Origin of the sequence: Bordetella genomosp. 7 (genome assembly GCF_002261415.1) — a bacterium.
In the GTDB taxonomy this organism is placed as follows: Bacteria; Pseudomonadota; Gammaproteobacteria; order Burkholderiales; family Burkholderiaceae_B; genus Bordetella_A.
This window is the reverse complement of the sequence record NZ_NEVI01000019.1, coordinates 164322-180520: the sequence shown is the minus strand read 5'-3', so window position 1 is coordinate 180520 and position 16199 is coordinate 164322. Positions and strand designations below refer to the sequence as shown.

Below are 16199 nucleotides of genomic sequence, written 5' to 3'. Positions count from 1 at the left end.
TCGCTGCTCAATGCGACGTGCCTTCGGCATACGCGATTTTGTTGCCTACGTTGTACTTGCCGGAAGGCTTGTTCATGCGAATGCGCTTGATTTCGTCCAGGGTGTGGCTGTCGTAGACGATCAGCGCGCCGTCGGGATCCCAGACGCTCAGCAACAGATGGCGGCCGTCACGCGTGAATTCGACGTGCGCCGCATTCTTGCCTGGCATCGGCCGCAGGGTATGGGCGACGGCCAGCGTTTGTTTGTCGATAAGATGCACCGCGTCGTTGTTGGGCCCGAAGAACACGTCTGTCCAGGCGTAGCGCGAGTTGCGATGACTGCGCATGAAGAAGCCGGGCCCTTCGGTGGGGATCTCCTTGATGAGTTGCCAGGTTCGCATGTCGAGCACGGAAATCAGCCCCTTGCTGATGTTGGGCGTGGCGAAAACCCAGTCGTCACCGCGCTGCCAGTAGATGCCCGAGCCCAGGTGCGGCATGCCCGGAAGCGCGATGTCGCGGATGGCCCGACCCGTATCCAGGTCGATGACCTGGCCGCCCTGCGCTTTGCGCGATGTGGCCAGCAAGTGGCGGTAGTCGGGTGTAAACGAAAAATCGTCGAGGAAGTCCTGGGCGGGAAGACGACGCGGAGTGAAGTCGGCGTTCGCGCCATAGGAAAGTTCCCAGACTTCCTGGACATCTTTCAGAGCCACTATGAAGCTCTGCCGCGGCGGTGCGGTATAGACGGCACTGACACGCGAGGGCGCGCCATTGGCGAGCGGGGTGTCGATGCGCTTCACGAAAGACAGGTCGCGGGCATCAAGCAATACAAGCCCGCCGGGCAGGTAGTTGCCCACCAGCACCCAGCGCCCGTCGCTGCTGACCGCCAGGTTGCGAGTGTTCAGGCCTGCGCGCGTTTCTGCAATCATCGTGAGGTTGTGCAGATCGTACACACTGACCCAGCCGTCTCGCGACGCAAAGTAGACGTAGCGGCCGTCCGGAGAGAACTTGGGGCCGCCATGCAGGGCGAAATGCGATGGGAAGCGCGCCAGCGGCTCGAAGCGGTCGCCGTCCAGGATGACCACGTGATGATTGCCCGCTTCCACGACGACGAACAGATTCAGCGGATCGGCTCCGTGTTGCGGCGTGGCGGGCAACTGTTCGGGGTGGGCCAGCAGCCGGTGACTGGCGCGTATGTCGGCATCCGTCCAGGCCGGGGGGCGCGCAGTCGGCCGATGCAGGTAGTTGGCCAGCGCCTCGATCTGGCTGGCGTCCAGTACCGACCCGAAGCCCGTCATCTGGCTGGCGGGCCGGCCATTTCGGATGGCGTCGATGACGTCCGCGGGCTTGATGCGGGCGAGGCTTTCCGGCAGCAGGGCGGGGCCGGTGCCGCCCAGACGGTCGGGGCCGTGGCAGCTTTGACAATGCAGCAGGTACAGCTGCGAAATATCGTCGGCCATGGCGGGGACGCACGCCAGGAACAGCCCCAGCACGGCGAAGAACCTGGCTAGCCGCATAAGGGTTCCGTGCTGGACGGCGTGGGCTGCAAGTTGGCGCGTATCCGGCTGGGATGTTCTACGTAACGGTCGGCCAGCATACCCACCACCTGGCCGATGACGGTAAGGGTGGGCGTGGCAAGCCGGTGGTGGCGAGCCATGTCGCCCAGCGTACGCAGCGACCCGCGCAGGGTGCGCTGGTCATGTCGGGTGCCGTTGAACACCATCATGGCCGGGGTATCGGCCGCCCGGCCAGCGGCGATGAGTTCGCGGGAAATTTCTTCTAGGCTGCCCAGGCCCATGTAGAAAACCAGCGTGCAGCCCGGATCTACCAGGGTCTGCCAGGGCAGGTCGAGCTTTCCGTTGTGTTGTACATGCCCGGTGATGAAGTGGCACGAGTGCGCCAGGCCGCGGTAGGTGAGCGGTATGCCCGCGTAGGCCGTGCAGCCGGACGCCGCGGTGATGCCGGGTACCAGTTGGCAATCGACGCCGTGCTTGAGCAGGAAGTCGAGTTCTTCGCCGCCACGGCCGAATATGAACGGGTCGCCGCCCTTCAGGCGCACCACTCGCATGCCATGGCGTGCCAGGCGAACGAGCAGCTGGTTGATTTCACCCTGGGGCAGACTATGGCGCCCGCTGGCCTTGCCTACGTAGTATCGCCGACAGGATGTGGGCAGCAAGTCCAGCAGGGCCTGGCTCACCAGGCGGTCATAGACCAGCGCATCGGCCTGCCATAGCAGGCTCCAGCCGGCCACTGTCAGTAAGCCAGGGTCTCCGGGGCCGGCGCCCACCAGTGCGACTTCGCCGGGCCGGAACGTGCGTTGCAGGGCGACCGGTACGGGAATGGGATGGGGCAGGACGCTATCGGGAACAGTCATGGGAGTGGGAACAGGCAGGGTCATCAGGCGGAGCACGGTGTCGGCAAAGAGGCACTTGCGTCGTCGGGCATGCCGATTTCGGCATCGCCGAGATAGCACCCAGGGTCGGCGCCCCAGAGATCGCCGGCCGCCCAGGCGCGGGTACGGGTGTTTCCGTTGCAGATGGACAGCCAACGGCAGCGTGCGCAACGTCCGCCTACGGGGCGTGGGCGTTGCCGCAGCTGCAATAGCAGCGGTGCGGGACGCTCGAACCAGATCTCGCGGAACGACAGCCGCCGCACGTTGCCCACGCTGTGCTGCCACCAGTAGGTATCGGGGTGGACATCGCCTCGGTTATCGATATTGGCTATGCCGGTACCCGAGGCGTTGCCCCCCCAGTCGCTCAGCATGGCCAGCAGGCGGCGGGCATGTTGCGGCATGCGGCTTTGCACCCACTGCAGCAGCAGCACGCCGTCGGCGTCGTTGTTGCCGGTGACAAAGTCGGTATCTGCGCCGGCCACCACGTCGGACCAGGCGCGCTCGAAAAGCATGTGCATGATCTTGCGCGTGTCCTGCTGGGTGGCGTCGAACTTGCTGCTGCGCTTGCCGCGCCCGCTGTAGTTGAGGTGCGACAGGTAGAACTTCTGTACGTCGTGTTGCCGCATCAGGTCGAGTATGGCGGGCAGCTGTGCCGAGTTCTGCTGGGTAAGCGTGGTGCGCAGGCCCACACGGATGCCATGCTGCCGGCACAATGCGATAGCTTGCATGGCGCACGCGTAGCTGCCCGGCATCTGGCGCCAGGCATCGTGCACGTCCTGCAGGCCGTCGATGCTGATGCCCAGGTAATCGAACTGCGCGGCGGCAATTCGGCCGATGTTGTGCTTGCCGATGAGCGTGCCGTTGGTGGACAGTGCAACAAAGAAACCGAGCTGCCGCGCATGGTTCGCCAGCTGGAAAAGATCTGGGCGCAGCAGCGGCTCGCCACCCGACAGAATGAGTACCCGCACGCCGGCCGCGTGCAGGTCGTCGATGACGCGCAAGGCCTCGTTGGTGTCGAGCTCGTCGCGAAACGGGCTGTCGGCCGATGTGGCATAGCAGTGCTTGCAGGTGAGGTTGCAGCGGCGCAGCAGATTCCAGATGACGACCGGGGGCCGCGCGCTGCGCGGTGCAGTAGAACCCGGCTGGGGCACGGCATCGGGCCGGGCAAGGGCGCGCAGGTAATGGCTGATTCTCAACATCGGGTTCTCGGGCTAGGCCAGGGCGTCTGGGCCGGGCATGCGTGCAGCATCGCCGAGGCGTGCGGTATGTGCCTTGACGGTAGACAATAAGATCAGAAGGGTCCGGCTTTCAGGGCTGGCGCGGCAGCCGCAGCCCGGTTTTCTTGAGTATGCGGCTGCTGACCAGCATGTCGTCGGCCAGGTTGGCGCGCCCCAGAATGTTGCGGATCTGTTCGCGATACTGCTGGATCTGCTCGCTGCTGCGGCCATGGACCATGGCGTACAGGTTGTATCGCCATGCACGTCGTCGGGGGCGCCGATAACAGTGGCTGACAAACGGCAGCGCGCCGACGGCAGCTCCAAGGATGTCGACTTTTTCGTCGTCGATATCCCAGACGGTCATGCCGTTGTGCCGGTAGCCCAGCGCATAGTGATTTGGCACGGCTGCAATGCGGCGTATGACGCCGGCGGCATGCAGCCGATGTAACAGACCGAGCACCGCGCAGAGATCCAGGCCGAGCTGTTCCGCGAGCCACGCCCAGGGGGCATCCGCAAGCGGAAGCCCTGCCTCGGTAAGCGCAATCAGGCGGCGCGCAAGAAGGGCGTCAGACGGGGAAATGCAGGCCGACATGGTAGGTTTTTTCTTTGGGCAGGTTCAGGACAGCCAGCCCGGTGCGCTGTTCGATTCTGTCGATGGCGCGCGCCACGTCAGGCTGCGACTCGCATGCGAGCACAAACCACATGTTCCAGACATGATCGCGCAGGTAGTTGTGGGCGACTTCGGGCATGTGGGCCAGCACCCCTGCAACTTCATCAATGCGCGACGACGGCACGCAGAGCGCGGCAAGCGTAAAGGCGCCGCCCAGCGGCTCGATATCGAACATGGGGCCGAAACGGGTCAGGGTGCCGTTGTCGAGCCACTGCCGGACACGGGCGCGCAGCACGGAGGCCGGCGCGCCGAGTTCCCGGGCCAGGGCTTCCCATGGCTGCGGCACCAGGGGCAGCCCGCGCTGCAGCACGTTCAGCAAACGTCGATCGAACTCATCCATGCGGGGATTCCAAGGTGTAGCGCCCGCCGCGTTGCTTGAACTGCCGGGTGCTGAACAACAGGCGGTGCGGCAGGTGATCCAGGCCGGCGTCCTGCAGTATCTGGTTGACCTGCTTGCGGACGTCGCTGCGGCGTTGTCCATGAACCATGCAGAACAGGTTGTATGGCCAGTCGGGCAGGCGGCGCGGCCGTTGGTAGCACAGGTTGACGCCGGCTGCGCTGCCCAGCTGCTGCCCCGCGCGCTCGACCAGTTCGTCAGGTACATCCAGCACCAGCATGGCATTGGCGCGATAACCCAGCGCGCGATGATGCAATACCATGCCTATCCGACGGAACAGGCCTGCAGCGTTCCAGTGACGCATCTGGGCAAGCACGGCGTCTTCTGCGGCGTCTATCTGGCGGGCAAGGTCCCGGTATGGCTGCGGCACCAGGGGCAGGCCTTCTTCGAGCAGGCGGCGCAATTGCCTTGCCTGGGCGGCCGTCAGGGGCGGGGCGGATGTCACGTCTGTGCCTGTAGCGAGAACCCCAGGTCCACGCGGAATGCCCGCACCATGGGAAGGTCGAGCGGCTCTAGCCCGGTGGACGCCGCAATGTCTGCAAGAATGCGGTCGATGTGCGCACGATCTGGCGCCGTTATGACAAACCACAGATTCCGGCGGTGCGATCGAAGATAGTTGTGATTGACCTCGGGGTAGCGGCTGATGTGGGCGGCTATGGTGTCCACGTCCCACGGCGGCACCGACAACGCGGCCAGGGTGCTCGTACCGGCCTGCTGGTGGTTGAATACCGGCCCTATGCGGCTCAGTACCCCGTTCTGCTTGAGTTCTTGCAGGCAGTCGAGCAGCGCCCGTTCTGTGCAACCCAGTTGTTGGGCCATGGCCAGATAGGGGCGGGCGCACAGCGGCATGTCGCGCTGATACATATTGGCCGCGGCCAGCGCAAGGCCGTCGAGTGGCTTGTCACAGGCCGGTGGCATGGGCTCTGCTGCTGAAGAATATGCCGCTGGGGCTTGCGGCGGGCAGGCGCCCCACGCGCTCCAGACGGTAGGGATCCCATATCTGGACTTCTTCACCATCACGCACGGATATCCATAACTGGTCGCCGCGAGAGGTGAATTCCATATGCAGGACTGCGGGGCCGGGTTCCAGGGTGGCCATGACGCGCTGGCTTTCCGTGTCGATCACTTGCACCTTGTGGTTGTCAGGGTAGGCAAAGTTCACCCATACCTGCCGGCCGTCAGGCCTGGCCATGACGAACACGGGCTGTCCGGCGACCTGGATGGCGCCGGTCTGTTGCCAGTTTCCGGTATCCACCACAAGCACCTGATGCCTGCCCACGGCGGGCACGAATGCCTGATTGCCAGCCACCGTCCAGCCCTCCAGGTGCGGCATCTTGTATACCGGCAACTTTTGTTCGCCGCGCCCATAATGCTGCAGAATGCGTCGTACGCCGCGCTCAGGGTGCCAGAGATCAAGTTGCGCCATGCCGTTCTCGCCGAACAGGCCCGCCACGTAATAGCGGCCATCCGGCGTCAAGAGCGCGTCATAGGGCTGGTTGCCGATGCCGGTATAGCGGGTGACCGCAGGCGTGTTCGGCTGGCTGAGATCGGCGACCCAGATTTCGCCGGTGTCGAACAGACTGTACAGAAACTGCTGGCCCGGAGCGTCAGCCACCCCCACCACGCGCGAGCGGCGGTCGGTGCCCGGCACGACCGACGCCGGAATATCGGCGACCGTCGCCAGCGTACGCGCATCGAATACCTTGATTCCGCCAGGCTCGTAGTTGCCGACTGCAATCAGGGTGCCGTCCTGGCTGATGGCGCCGCCGATGCTGTTGCCCCCCTGCACGATACGGCGGTCGATGCGTCGGCCCAGCAGGTCGACCTTTGTGAGTCCGCCGTCTCGGCCGAAAACATAGGCGTAGCGCTGGTCGCGCGAGAAAACGACAGACGCGTGCGACAGATCGCCCAGGCCTTCGACCCGGCCCAGGCTGCTGCGGCTCGTGCTCTCGACGATTTGCAGGCTGCCTGACGCGCGCTCGATGACGACGCCGAGATCGCCTGTGCCGCGCAACGGCGGCTGCGCGCAACCCGTAAGAATCAGGACGCATATCAACAGGGTGCGCATCATGGAAGCGGGTGTCCTTGCAGTAGTCGGTCGGCAAGCCACGCAATATCTTGCGCCGAAAGCACCGCGTCCCAGTTGGGCATGGGGGTGCCGGGCCGGCCGTGGGTAATGGTGGCAACCAGCAGTTCCCGGGGTTTGCCGGCCAAGGCCTGTGGTGTCAGGGCCGGGCCCAGGCCGCCCGTCAGGCGCAGGCCGTGGCAAGAGCCACAGTCTTGGCGCAGCAGGTGTTCGAGCTGTAGCTGGCGCTGCTCGCCGGGGCCTGCCTGGGCGCTGCACGACAGGGCGACGGCGGCCAGAACACCGCCTATCGCCGTCGCCAAGGGTTTGATCAGGGGCATGGGAACCGGATGGCGCAGGTTAGCTAATGGCGCGTCGCGGTGATGTCTGCGGCGGTGTCGATGCCAAGACGGTAGCCCAGCGACACGTGGTGATAGCGGCCGGCCGTGTGATCTGTATGGATGGCAACGCCGAAGTTGTATGTCTTGCCGGGCTCGAGCCTGACGTCGCCTGCCTCGCCGGCCATTTTGCGGATGAACTGCACAGTCCAGGTGTCACCTTCGCGCTGGCCTTGCGCCGCCACCAGGGCCTGTCCGCCTTCCATGACGCGTTTGTCGGCGACGTGGCCGTCGTAACCCTTGTTTTCGCCGCTGCGCCATTGGTTAAGGTCGTAGAACACCCCGTCGGCCAACGAGCCCGCCTTGACATATTTGGTCTTATCGTCGGCTGCACCGGGCATGGTGCGCGCGTCGGCGTGGCAGGCTCCCCAGCACCCGCCGGCCTGCGCGAGTTCGACCTGGTCTGTGGCTTCGAGCATGTATGCCAGCTTGACGGGGTTTTTTGGATCCATTTTTTCGCCACCCGCCTCTGCAGGATGTTTCCAGCTGAAGCGCAGGTAGAGCGAATCGCCGTCATGGGCGGCCTGCATGCTGACCTTGATGGCAGGCGCGACGCCGGGGCGGGGGTTGGGTTCAAGCTTTTTGCCGCTGGCAATCAGTTGCCCCATATTGGCGATTTCTTCCGAATGGCAGTCCATGCAGGTTTCGCCTTTTTTCAGGGCCCGGGCGCCGCCATGCTCGGTGCCCTTGGTGATCCATTCGACGGCGGCTGTTCCGGGGTAGAACAGCGTGATTTCCGTGGCCTGGACAGCGCTCCAGTCGGCGGGCGGGGCAGCCTGGGCCGCGGCTGCCGCCAGGGCAAGGGCTGCGCTCATTGTTGCGGACAGAATCGTCATTCTCATTACGGGTTCCTCTCGATAACGCAGGAAGGTGGGGCCGCTATTCTTCGTCGGCGTCGGTCATGCCCTGGGGCTTGTGGTGTGCGATGCCCTTGTGGCAGTCGATGCAGGTCATGTTGTCCTCAATGGCCATGGCGTGCTGCTTGCGGGCACGCTGTTTCTGCTGCTCGCCATTCATGCTTTCAAGGCTATGGCAGTTGCGGCATTCTCTGGAGTCGGACGCCTTCATGCGACGCCATTCGTTTCGCGCCAGCTCGAGCCGCTTGGCCTCGAACTTCTCGCGCGTGTCGATCGTCCCGATGAGCTTTCCCCACAATTCTTTGGATGCCTGCACCTTGCGGATCATTTTGTAGGTCCAGTCTTTGGGTACATGGCAGTCGGGGCAGGTGGCGCGCACGCCCGTGCGATTGCTGTAGTGGATGGTTTCCTTGTATTCGGGATACACGTTGTCGCGCATCTCGTGGCACGAGATGCAGAATGCTTCGGTGTTTGTGGCTTCCAGGGCGGTATTGAAGCCGCCCCAGAACAAGACGCCGAGAAGCAGGCCGGCAAACAGCAGGGTGCCGACGGAATATTTCATGCTGGGCCGCCCGAGCAGGGCCCGTATGCCTTTCTTGCCGCGTAGGTGTGTCATGGTGGCAGAGGTGGTTCCCCGTCACGGGGAACCACCGGCAAGTGAGCAGGGTTGATCAATAGACGTCGTGCATGGTGTTGTAGACGTTGAACTTGCCCGTGGGCGTGATCACGGCCGGATCGGTAATCACGCGCTTGAGCTTCAGGGTCTTGTCGTCGTAGATCACGATGGCTGACTGATCGGCCTTGCCGCCCCACAGCGAGATCCAGACCTCGTCGCCGGCCTCGTTGTACTCAGGTTGCACGGCGCGGCGGATGGCCTTGCTTTCCGGCAGCCCCGAATCCTTGGCGACGTTGAGCCGGGCAGGCGGTTGCGAGAGATCGTCGAGATTAAATACATATACCGATTCGGCGATCTCACGTTCGGGGTTCATCGGCGCATCGGCCCAGAAGTGCCTGGACTTGGGATGGGTCTTTACGAAGAGGTTGCCGGCGCCCGGCATCTTGAGCTCTTGCACAACTTTCCAGTTGTGCTGCTTGAACTTGGCATGCTCGGGTTTTTCTGACGCGGTAGAGATCAGTGACACGACATCGTCGCCCAGGTGCCCGGTTGCCCACACCGGGCCGTATTGCTTGTGCATGAAGTTCGCACCCCGGCCCGGGTGGGGAATCTTGGCGGTATCGACCAGTGCCGCCAGCTTGCCCGTCTTGGTGTCGGCGACCGCCACCTTGTTAGACGCGTTGGCCGCCACCATGAAGTATCGACCCGATGCATCCCAGCCGCCATCGTGCAGGAATTTTGCCGATTCGATGGTGGTGGTTTTGAGGTTTTTCAGGTCGGTATAGTCGACCAGCATGATCTGGCCGGTTTCTTTCACGTTGACGACCCATTCCGGCTTCTGCAGAGAAGCCACGATGGATGCGACGCGCGGCTCGGGGTGGTAGTCGCCGTCGACAGTCTGGCCGCGGGTGGAGACGATCTTGATGGGCTCGAGCGTTTCGCCGTCCATGATGGAGTACTGGGGCGGCCAATAGGTGCCGCCGATCAGGTACTTGTCTTCGTAGCCCTTGAACTTGGAGACATCGACGGATCGTGCGTCGGAACCCAGCCGGACGGTAGCCACGGTGGTGGGTTCTTCGAACCACATGTCGATGATGGTGGTGAGGCCGTCGCGGCCTACCGTGTACACGTAGCGGCCCGATGCCGACAGGCGGGAGATGTGCACCGCGTAGCCGGTATCGAGAATCTTCCAGATCTTGTGGTTGTCGCCGTCTACCAGTGCGAGCTTGCCGGCGTCGCGCAGGGTAATGGCAAAGACGTTCTTCAGGTTGACATTGTTGAGCTGTTTCTTGGGGCGCTCTGACACCGGAACGATGAGTTTCCAGCTGTCTTTCATGTCTTGAAGCGAGAACTCGGGCGGCACATCCGGCGTTTGCTGGATATAGCGGGCCATCAGGTTGATTTCCTGCTCGGACAGGATGTCGTCGTAGTTGACCATGCCGCCTTCTGTGCCGAAGGCGATGATGTTCTCGAGCCGCTTGGTGCCCAGCTGCAGGGTGCCGCCCTCGGATTTGGTGCCGTCGGCTTCGGTTTTGCTCCAGTGGGGTTCAAGGTTCTTGCCGGTGGCGCCCTTGCGCAGCACGCCATGACAGCCCGCACAGCGCTCGAAGTAGATCTGCTTGGCGACTTCCTTTTCTTCGGCGGTCATGGCGGGCGCTTCGGCCAGGGCGGCCGACGCACCCAGCAGGGACGCGCCGGCTATCAGGCCGGCCAGCAGCGTTCTTTTGGCCACAGGGCCTTTCGCGGACATGCGCCGCAAGTAAGCGGCATGCCCGAGAGCGGGCGTGGGGGCTTGAGAGAGGCGGATCATGGGTACTTCTCCTTAGGGAGGCGCGGGCAGCGGCCCGGACGGGGCGCTGCACGTTGGATAAGTCGATACAAGGCGAGGGCTCTCGGGGCGGATCGTACTTAAGCGCTCTGGCTGCATGCTTGACTGCAGTCAATTGAGTTTGAGCAGCGTTGACTGCGATCAAGACACTTCGCCACGCGAGTTGAGGACGCCGTGGCCCGGCGGGTAAGGTCATCCTCATTCCCGATGAACAGGACTATCCATGACCACAATCGCCGATGCGGCGCGCGCCACTTCTCCCGTCGATACGCCGTTCTACCAGCCGCAGGACAACGAGGTCGCGTTGTTCGAACAGTCATGGCGCCACGGAATGCCGGTACTGATCAAGGGCCCTACGGGCTGCGGCAAGACGCGTTTCGTGCAGTACATGGCGCAACGCCTGGGGCTGCCGCTGTATACGGTGGCGTGCCACGACGATCTCAGTGCAACCGACCTGGTGGGCCGGCACCTGATCGGCGCGGCCGGAACGTGGTGGCAGGACGGGCCCTTGACGCGCGCCGTTCGGGAAGGCGGGATCTGCTACCTGGATGAAATCGTCGAAGCCCGCCAGGACACGGCCGTCGTGCTGCATCCCCTGGCCGACGACCGGCGCCAGCTGTACATCGAACGCACCGGCGAAACGTTGCAGGCGCCGCCCACATTCATGCTGGTGGTTTCGTACAACCCTGGCTACCAGAACTTGCTCAAGGGCATGAAACCCAGTACCCGCCAGCGGTTCGTGGCGTTGCGGTTCGATTACCCGCCGCCCGACCAGGAAAGGCACATCGTGGCTGCAGAAGCGGACGTGGACGAGGCGCTGGCTGCCCGGATAGTGGAGCTAGGCCAGGCGCTGCGCCGGCTGGAACACCATGACCTTGAAGAGGTTGCGTCCACGCGCCTGCTGATTTTCGCCGCCCGCATGATGCGCAGCGGCATGGCGCCCCGCGAAGCGTGCCGGAGCTGCCTGGCCGAACCGCTGTCTGACGACCCGCAGACGGTGGCCGCGCTGATGGACGTCGTCGATGTCCATTTCGGGTGATACGCAAGCCGGGCAGGGGCGCGCCGCTCGCCTGCCCGGTGACCTGGCCATGTGGTTCTTCATCTTGGCCGAGCTTGCGGTATTCGGCATTCTCATCCTGGCATTCGTCTGGGCCCAGGCATTGCAGGCTCCGCTGTTTCGCGCAGGGCGACAGGCGCTGGATGCGTCCACTGGCCTGGGCCTGACCATCAGCCTGCTGACATCCGGCTGGTGCGCTGCCTGGGCCGTGGCCCAAGTCAGGCAGGGCAAGCGGGGCGGCGCATGGCTACTGTGCCTGGCGCTGGCGTCCGCATGCGGCTACGTAGTTCTGAAGCTACGCGAATACGCTCACCTGGCCGACCTGGGGCTGGGTCTGGAGCATGACACGTTCTTCACGCTTTACTGGCTCCTCACAGGGTTTCACTTCCTGCACGTGTTGCTGGGCATGCTGATCCTGGGCGCGCTGGCATATCGATGCCGCGCAGGCGCCTATGGGCCTGGCCGAAGCTCGGGCCTGGAATCGGGAGTGCTGTACTGGCACATGGTCGATCTGATCTGGGTGCTGCTGTTTCCCGTGGTGTATCTGCTGGGGTGAATATGAGCGAATCTGTACGGCTGCTGTGCTATTGGCTGGGGCTTGCGGCGCTTACCCTGGCTACCGTGAACCTGGCCGGCGCGGAGATCCGGTCCGGCATTGCCGTGGCCGTAGTCGCGCTGGCGGTGGCGAAGGCGTGGCTGATCATCGATGGCTTCATGGAACTGCGCCATGCGTCGCCCGGGTGGCGCGTGGCGCTGTTGGCGTGGCCGTTCGCCATGGCAACCGGAGTGCTGCTGGCCTATAGGTTCTGATCCGTTCGTGCCGGGCTGGCGCGACGACGGCGACTACTTTTGTTTCTTGATTGCAGTCAAGCGAGGCTTGAAGCCCCCATTTCTAGAATGGTGCCACCTATAGCAACAGGGGCCATCATGCCGGAAACCTTTACCAAGGGCATGGCCAGGAACATCTATTTCGGGGGAAGCATTTTCTTCATCCTGATATTCCTGGCCCTTACCTTCCATACCGAAAAACATTTCCCGGAACGCACCAACGAGGACCAGATGACCGAAGCCGTGGTGCGCGGCAAACTGGTCTGGGAACAGAACAACTGCATCGGCTGCCACACGATACTCGGTGAAGGCGCGTATTTCGCACCCGAGCTCGGCAATGTCTACGAACGCCGCGGCGGCGAACAAGACTTCCATTCCTTTCTGCGAGCCTGGATGAGCGCCCAGCCGCTGGGCGTGCCGGGCCGCCGCGCCATGCCGCAGTTCAACCTGTCGGACCAGCAGGTCGACGACCTGGCCGAGTTCCTGGAATGGACCTCGAAGATCAATAACTACAACTGGCCTCCCAATCGCGAGGGCTGATCATGAACGCCATCAATCCGCATTTGAAGTTTGCCTCGCAAGCCGTGGCGAAGCCGTATTTCGTGTTTGCCCTGATCCTGTTCGTGGGGCAGATACTCTTCGGCCTGGTCATGGGCCTGCAGTACGTGGTGGGCGATTTCCTGTTTCCGCTCATTCCTTTCAACGTTGCACGCATGGTGCACACCAACCTGCTGATTGTCTGGCTGCTGTTCGGCTTCATGGGGGCGGCCTATTACCTGATACCGGAAGAATCCGAGCGCGAACTGCACAGTCCGAAGCTGGCGCTGGTGCTGTTCTGGGTGTTTGCGGGGGCCGGCGTGCTGACCATCCTGGGGTATCTGCTGGTACCGTACGCCGGGCTGGCGGCCATGACGGGCAACGATGTACTGCCCACCATGGGGCGGGAATTCCTCGAACAGCCCACCATCACCAAGGCTGGCATTGTCGTGGTGGCGCTGGGCTTCCTGTACAACATCGGCATGACCATGCTCAAGGGCCGCAAGACCGCGATCAGCATGGTCATGATGACGGGCCTCATCGGCCTGGCGGTGCTGTTCCTGTTCTCGTTCTACAACCCCGAGAACCTCTCGCGCGACAAGTTCTACTGGTGGTGGGTGGTTCACCTGTGGGTCGAAGGGGTGTGGGAACTGATCATGGGGTCGATGCTGGCCTTCGTGCTGATCAAGATCACCGGCGTCGATCGTGAAGTGGTCGAAAAGTGGCTGTACGTCATTATCGGCATGGCGCTGATCACGGGCATTATCGGCACCGGCCACCACTACTTCTGGATCGGCGCGCCGGGGGTGTGGCTGTGGCTGGGTTCCATATTCTCCGCTCTGGAACCGCTGCCGTTCTTCGCCATGGTGCTGTTTGCCTGGAACATGATGAACCGCCGCCGCCGGCAGCACCCTAACCGCGCTGCATCGTACTGGGCTATCGGCACCACCGTTACCGCCTTCCTGGGCGCAGGGGTGTGGGGGTTCATCCATACTCTGGCTCCCGTCAACTACTACACGCACGGTACGCAATTGACGGCTGCCCACGGCCACCTGGCGTTCTATGGCGCGTACGTCATGATCGTGCTGACGATCATCTCGTATGCCATGCCGCGGTTGCGTGGCTTGGGCGAGGCGCCCTCTGCATCGGCGCAGCGCAAGGAGCTCTGGGGCTTCTGGCTGATGACGCTGTCGATGCTGGCAATCACTCTGCTGCTGACGGCCGCCGGCGTGGTGCAGGTTTGGTTGCAGCGCCTGCCGGCCGATGCTGCCGCGATGTCTTTCATGAACACCATGGAGCAGCTGGCCGTCTTTTTCTGGCTGAGGCTGGCAGCCGGGGTGGTGTTCCTGATCGGGCTGGTCTGCTATTTGTTCAGCTTCCGCCAGCGGGGCGATACGGCCCTGCAGCGAACTGCAGTAGCCGCCCAGGCATGAAAACCGTGCCGCCGCCCATTCGTGAGACAAAACCGGTATGAGCTTCGAACTGGAAGAATGGGTTGGCGGCATCTGGCACAGATTCATCACCCGGCAGGCTAACCGCGAGTTTGCCGCAGCGCGGGTAACGCTGGGCGATATGCACCGCCATCTTGCGGTGCTGTTTCGCGCCATGGGCGGGGCGGGCGGCGTTGCGCTGGAATCGGCCGATCGCCGCAACCTGGCGCTTCGGCGCAATGTGATGCAGCGTCTGGCCGGCGCCGGCCACCATGATGCCGTGGCATGGCGCGACGCCGATACGCTCCGCTTGCCGCGTCAATTGGCGGCTTTCCCTGACGTCGCACTCAACGCCGACCTGTACCGCTGGCTGGTGTTGCTGGCGGCGCAGTCAGGGCGCATGCAGCACTGGGGGCGCGACAACCAGGGCTGGACCCAGGCCTTGCTGCGCCGGTATCCGGCCTTGCAGCCGCGATACCGGCGTCTGGTCGATGCGCACCTGCGCCTGCGGCCCGACCCTGCCGGCTTGCGGCGCGACGAAGCCGAACTCGAACGGGCGGTGCGCAGCGCCTTGCAACAGCCTGGTAGCGTGGTCGAATTTCCTCGCAGCGAACGGGCGCCATGGCCGGTGCCGATGTGGCTGTATCCGCCACAAGGCGCCGGGCGGGCCGAATCCATCGACTGCGGCGTCGATGAGCAAGGCGGGCACAGCGCAACGGCGCGATCGTCCAACACCGCACGCAAGCGGGCCAGCCGGGTCGACGACCATTCCGGCAAAGATGGGCTGCTGCTGATCCGGCTCGAGAACCTGTTCAGTTGGTCCGAGCACGTGGATCTCGATCGACGCGGCGATGACAGTGAAGATATGGACGCGGCCCGCGTCGCCGAAGACCTGGACGAACTCGCGATGTCACGTCGGCGTACGCGCCGTAGTGGCGGCCTGAAGCTGGACCTGGACCTGCCCCCGGCGGATGCCGACGACAGGCCGTTGGGCGGGCCTATCGTGCTGCCCGAATGGGACTACCGGCGCCAGCGCATGCAAGAAAACTTCGTGCGGATGCAGATGATGACGCCACGCGAGTCCACGCCCGCGGGCTTGCCGGCTCGCCTGGGGCCGTTGGCGCGCCGCCTGCGCCGCCAGCTGGAACACCTGCGCAGCGAACGCCAATGGTCGCGCCAGCAGCCGGTGGGCAGCGAGCTGGACATGCAGGCCTGGATCGACTTCCAGGCAGAACGCCAGCATGGCCAGTGTGAAGAACGCGGATGGTTCCTGGAGCGTCGCCCCGCCCGCCGCGACCTGGCTTGCCTGTTGCTGGCCGATCTGTCGATGTCTACGGATGCTCACCTGGACGATGAGCACCGCGTCATTGATGTCATCTCGGACAGTATGCTGCTGTTCGGCGAAACCTTGGCAGCGCTTGGCGACCGGTTTGCGCTGTATGGGTTTTCGTCGCTGCGCCGCGAGCAGGTGCGCATGCTGGAACTGAAAACCTTCCGGCAACGCTACGACGATGCCACGCGAGGCCGTATCCAGGCATTGCGCCCCGGTTACTACACGCGCATGGGGGCTGCATTGCGGCAAGCGACGCGCATGCTGTCAGGCGCTGCCGGCAGGCGCAAGCTGCTGTTGCTGGTTACCGATGGCAAGCCGAACGACCTGGATCGCTACGAGGGCCGTTATGGAGTCGAGGATACGCGGCAGGCCGTAATAGAGGCGCGCCGGCAGGGGCTTTTGCCGTTTTGCATCACCATTGATCGCGAGGCAGGCGGCTACTTGCCGTACATGTTCGGCGCACATGGCTATACCCTGATCCGGCAGCCGCAGCAGCTTCCGTATCGGCTGCCGCATTTGTATCGGCAGTTGACGCTGGCCTGAAATGGCGCGTCAAGGCAAGGTGCGCGGCAGCCAGTAGATCATCACCGCACAGAACA

18 protein-coding genes are annotated in these 16199 nt (G+C 63.7%); 6 read left to right on the top strand and 12 right to left on the bottom strand.

Annotated elements, in window-relative coordinates:
* Positions 1-7: 7 nt before the first annotated feature.
* The 12 genes from CAL18_RS15250 to CAL18_RS15195 all read right to left on the bottom strand — a co-directional run bounded on the left by CAL18_RS15250 (position 8) and on the right by CAL18_RS15195 (position 10337).
* On the bottom strand, positions 8-1492 hold the full coding sequence (locus tag CAL18_RS15250; RefSeq protein WP_094818221.1) for a cytochrome D1 domain-containing protein: 1485 nt from the start codon (positions 1490-1492) through the stop codon (positions 8-10).
* Positions 1483-2349: a uroporphyrinogen-III C-methyltransferase gene (cobA, locus tag CAL18_RS15245; RefSeq protein WP_038852108.1), complete on the bottom strand. Its 867-nt coding sequence runs from the start codon at positions 2347-2349 to the stop codon at positions 1483-1485. Before cobA ends, CAL18_RS15250 begins: the two co-directional genes overlap by 10 nt.
* A gap of 23 nt (positions 2350-2372) precedes the next feature.
* Positions 2373-3566, bottom strand: coding sequence for a heme d1 biosynthesis radical SAM protein NirJ (gene nirJ / locus CAL18_RS15240; protein WP_094818220.1), 1194 nt, complete (start codon positions 3564-3566; stop codon positions 2373-2375).
* A gap of 109 nt (positions 3567-3675) precedes the next feature.
* The gene (gene ahbB, locus CAL18_RS15235) at positions 3676-4176 is read right to left on the bottom strand and encodes a siroheme decarboxylase subunit beta (protein ID WP_094818219.1); all 501 of its coding nucleotides are present in this window, start codon (positions 4174-4176) and stop codon (positions 3676-3678) included.
* A complete protein-coding gene (locus tag CAL18_RS15230; RefSeq protein ID WP_026638859.1) occupies positions 4151-4594 on the bottom strand; it encodes an Lrp/AsnC family transcriptional regulator in 444 nt (147 codons plus the stop codon). The genes ahbB (CAL18_RS15235) and CAL18_RS15230 overlap by 26 nt, the downstream gene beginning before the upstream one ends.
* Positions 4587-5096 (bottom strand): siroheme decarboxylase subunit beta, encoded by a 510-nt coding sequence (ahbB, locus tag CAL18_RS15225; protein ID WP_212589941.1) that lies wholly within the window; start codon positions 5094-5096, stop codon positions 4587-4589. Before ahbB (CAL18_RS15225) ends, CAL18_RS15230 begins: the two co-directional genes overlap by 8 nt.
* Positions 5093-5569 carry an Lrp/AsnC family transcriptional regulator gene (locus tag CAL18_RS15220; protein WP_094818218.1) on the bottom strand — a complete coding sequence of 159 codons (477 nt, stop codon included), beginning with the start codon at positions 5567-5569 and terminating at the stop codon, positions 5093-5095. Before CAL18_RS15220 ends, ahbB (CAL18_RS15225) begins: the two co-directional genes overlap by 4 nt.
* Positions 5553-6722, bottom strand: a complete 1170-nt coding sequence (locus CAL18_RS15215; protein ID WP_026638856.1) for a cytochrome D1 domain-containing protein — start codon at positions 6720-6722, stop codon at positions 5553-5555. Before CAL18_RS15215 ends, CAL18_RS15220 begins: the two co-directional genes overlap by 17 nt.
* Complete coding sequence (locus CAL18_RS15210) at positions 6719-7057, bottom strand: c-type cytochrome (RefSeq protein WP_026638855.1); 339 nt, start codon at positions 7055-7057, stop codon at positions 6719-6721. Before CAL18_RS15210 ends, CAL18_RS15215 begins: the two co-directional genes overlap by 4 nt.
* Positions 7058-7080: 23 nt before the next feature.
* Positions 7081-7956 (bottom strand): ethylbenzene dehydrogenase-related protein, encoded by an 876-nt coding sequence (locus CAL18_RS15205; protein WP_094818217.1) that lies wholly within the window; start codon positions 7954-7956, stop codon positions 7081-7083.
* Positions 7957-7993: 37 nt separating this feature from the next.
* Complete coding sequence (locus CAL18_RS15200; protein WP_231494535.1) at positions 7994-8533, bottom strand: NapC/NirT family cytochrome c; 540 nt, start codon at positions 8531-8533, stop codon at positions 7994-7996.
* Positions 8534-8642: 109 nt separating this feature from the next.
* Positions 8643-10337: a cytochrome D1 domain-containing protein gene (locus tag CAL18_RS15195; protein WP_026638852.1), complete on the bottom strand. Its 1695-nt coding sequence runs from the start codon at positions 10335-10337 to the stop codon at positions 8643-8645.
* 301 nt (positions 10338-10638) lie between these two features.
* On the opposite strand from CAL18_RS15195, the gene CAL18_RS15190 reads away from it, so the two are divergent.
* The 6 genes from CAL18_RS15190 to CAL18_RS15165 all read left to right on the top strand — a co-directional run bounded on the left by CAL18_RS15190 (position 10639) and on the right by CAL18_RS15165 (position 16143).
* A complete protein-coding gene (locus tag CAL18_RS15190) occupies positions 10639-11454 on the top strand; it encodes a CbbQ/NirQ/NorQ/GpvN family protein (RefSeq protein ID WP_094818216.1) in 816 nt (271 codons plus the stop codon).
* Positions 11438-12028, top strand: a complete 591-nt coding sequence (locus tag CAL18_RS15185; RefSeq protein WP_038852094.1) for a cytochrome c oxidase subunit 3 family protein — start codon at positions 11438-11440, stop codon at positions 12026-12028. The genes CAL18_RS15190 and CAL18_RS15185 overlap by 17 nt, the downstream gene beginning before the upstream one ends.
* A 2-nt stretch (positions 12029-12030) precedes the next feature.
* Positions 12031-12282, top strand: coding sequence for a cytochrome C oxidase subunit IV family protein (locus tag CAL18_RS15180; RefSeq protein ID WP_094797270.1), 252 nt, complete (start codon positions 12031-12033; stop codon positions 12280-12282).
* 117 nt (positions 12283-12399) lie between these two features.
* Complete coding sequence (locus CAL18_RS15175; protein ID WP_026638848.1) at positions 12400-12840, top strand: c-type cytochrome; 441 nt, start codon at positions 12400-12402, stop codon at positions 12838-12840.
* A gap of 2 nt (positions 12841-12842) precedes the next feature.
* On the top strand, positions 12843-14270 hold the full coding sequence (locus CAL18_RS15170; RefSeq protein WP_094818215.1) for a cbb3-type cytochrome c oxidase subunit I: 1428 nt from the start codon (positions 12843-12845) through the stop codon (positions 14268-14270).
* A 37-nt stretch (positions 14271-14307) separates the two neighbouring features.
* Positions 14308-16143, top strand: a complete 1836-nt coding sequence (locus tag CAL18_RS15165) for a nitric oxide reductase activation protein NorD (protein ID WP_094818214.1) — start codon at positions 14308-14310, stop codon at positions 16141-16143.
* The last annotated feature ends 56 nt before the right edge of the window (positions 16144-16199 follow it).

Coding starts and splice junctions, on each gene's coding strand:
- CAL18_RS15250 (WP_094818221.1), bottom strand. CDS start 1,492: ATGCGGCTAGCCAGGTTCTTCGCCGTGCTGGGGCTGTTCCTGGCGTGC.
- cobA (WP_038852108.1), bottom strand. CDS start 2,349: ATGACTGTTCCCGATAGCGTCCTGCCCCATCCCATTCCCGTACCGGTC.
- nirJ (WP_094818220.1), bottom strand. CDS start 3,566: ATGTTGAGAATCAGCCATTACCTGCGCGCCCTTGCCCGGCCCGATGCC.
- ahbB (WP_094818219.1), bottom strand. CDS start 4,176: ATGTCGGCCTGCATTTCCCCGTCTGACGCCCTTCTTGCGCGCCGCCTG.
- CAL18_RS15230 (WP_026638859.1), bottom strand. CDS start 4,594: ATGGATGAGTTCGATCGACGTTTGCTGAACGTGCTGCAGCGCGGGCTG.
- CAL18_RS15220 (WP_094818218.1), bottom strand. CDS start 5,569: ATGCCACCGGCCTGTGACAAGCCACTCGACGGCCTTGCGCTGGCCGCG.
- CAL18_RS15215 (WP_026638856.1), bottom strand. CDS start 6,722: ATGATGCGCACCCTGTTGATATGCGTCCTGATTCTTACGGGTTGCGCG.
- CAL18_RS15210 (WP_026638855.1), bottom strand. CDS start 7,057: ATGCCCCTGATCAAACCCTTGGCGACGGCGATAGGCGGTGTTCTGGCC.
- CAL18_RS15205 (WP_094818217.1), bottom strand. CDS start 7,956: ATGAGAATGACGATTCTGTCCGCAACAATGAGCGCAGCCCTTGCCCTG.
- CAL18_RS15200 (WP_231494535.1), bottom strand. CDS start 8,533: ATGAAATATTCCGTCGGCACCCTGCTGTTTGCCGGCCTGCTTCTCGGC.
- CAL18_RS15195 (WP_026638852.1), bottom strand. CDS start 10,337: ATGTCCGCGAAAGGCCCTGTGGCCAAAAGAACGCTGCTGGCCGGCCTG.
- CAL18_RS15190 (WP_094818216.1), top strand. CDS start 10,639: ATGACCACAATCGCCGATGCGGCGCGCGCCACTTCTCCCGTCGATACG.
- CAL18_RS15185 (WP_038852094.1), top strand. CDS start 11,438: ATGTCCATTTCGGGTGATACGCAAGCCGGGCAGGGGCGCGCCGCTCGC.
- CAL18_RS15180 (WP_094797270.1), top strand. CDS start 12,031: ATGAGCGAATCTGTACGGCTGCTGTGCTATTGGCTGGGGCTTGCGGCG.
- CAL18_RS15175 (WP_026638848.1), top strand. CDS start 12,400: ATGCCGGAAACCTTTACCAAGGGCATGGCCAGGAACATCTATTTCGGG.
- CAL18_RS15170 (WP_094818215.1), top strand. CDS start 12,843: ATGAACGCCATCAATCCGCATTTGAAGTTTGCCTCGCAAGCCGTGGCG.
- CAL18_RS15165 (WP_094818214.1), top strand. CDS start 14,308: ATGAGCTTCGAACTGGAAGAATGGGTTGGCGGCATCTGGCACAGATTC.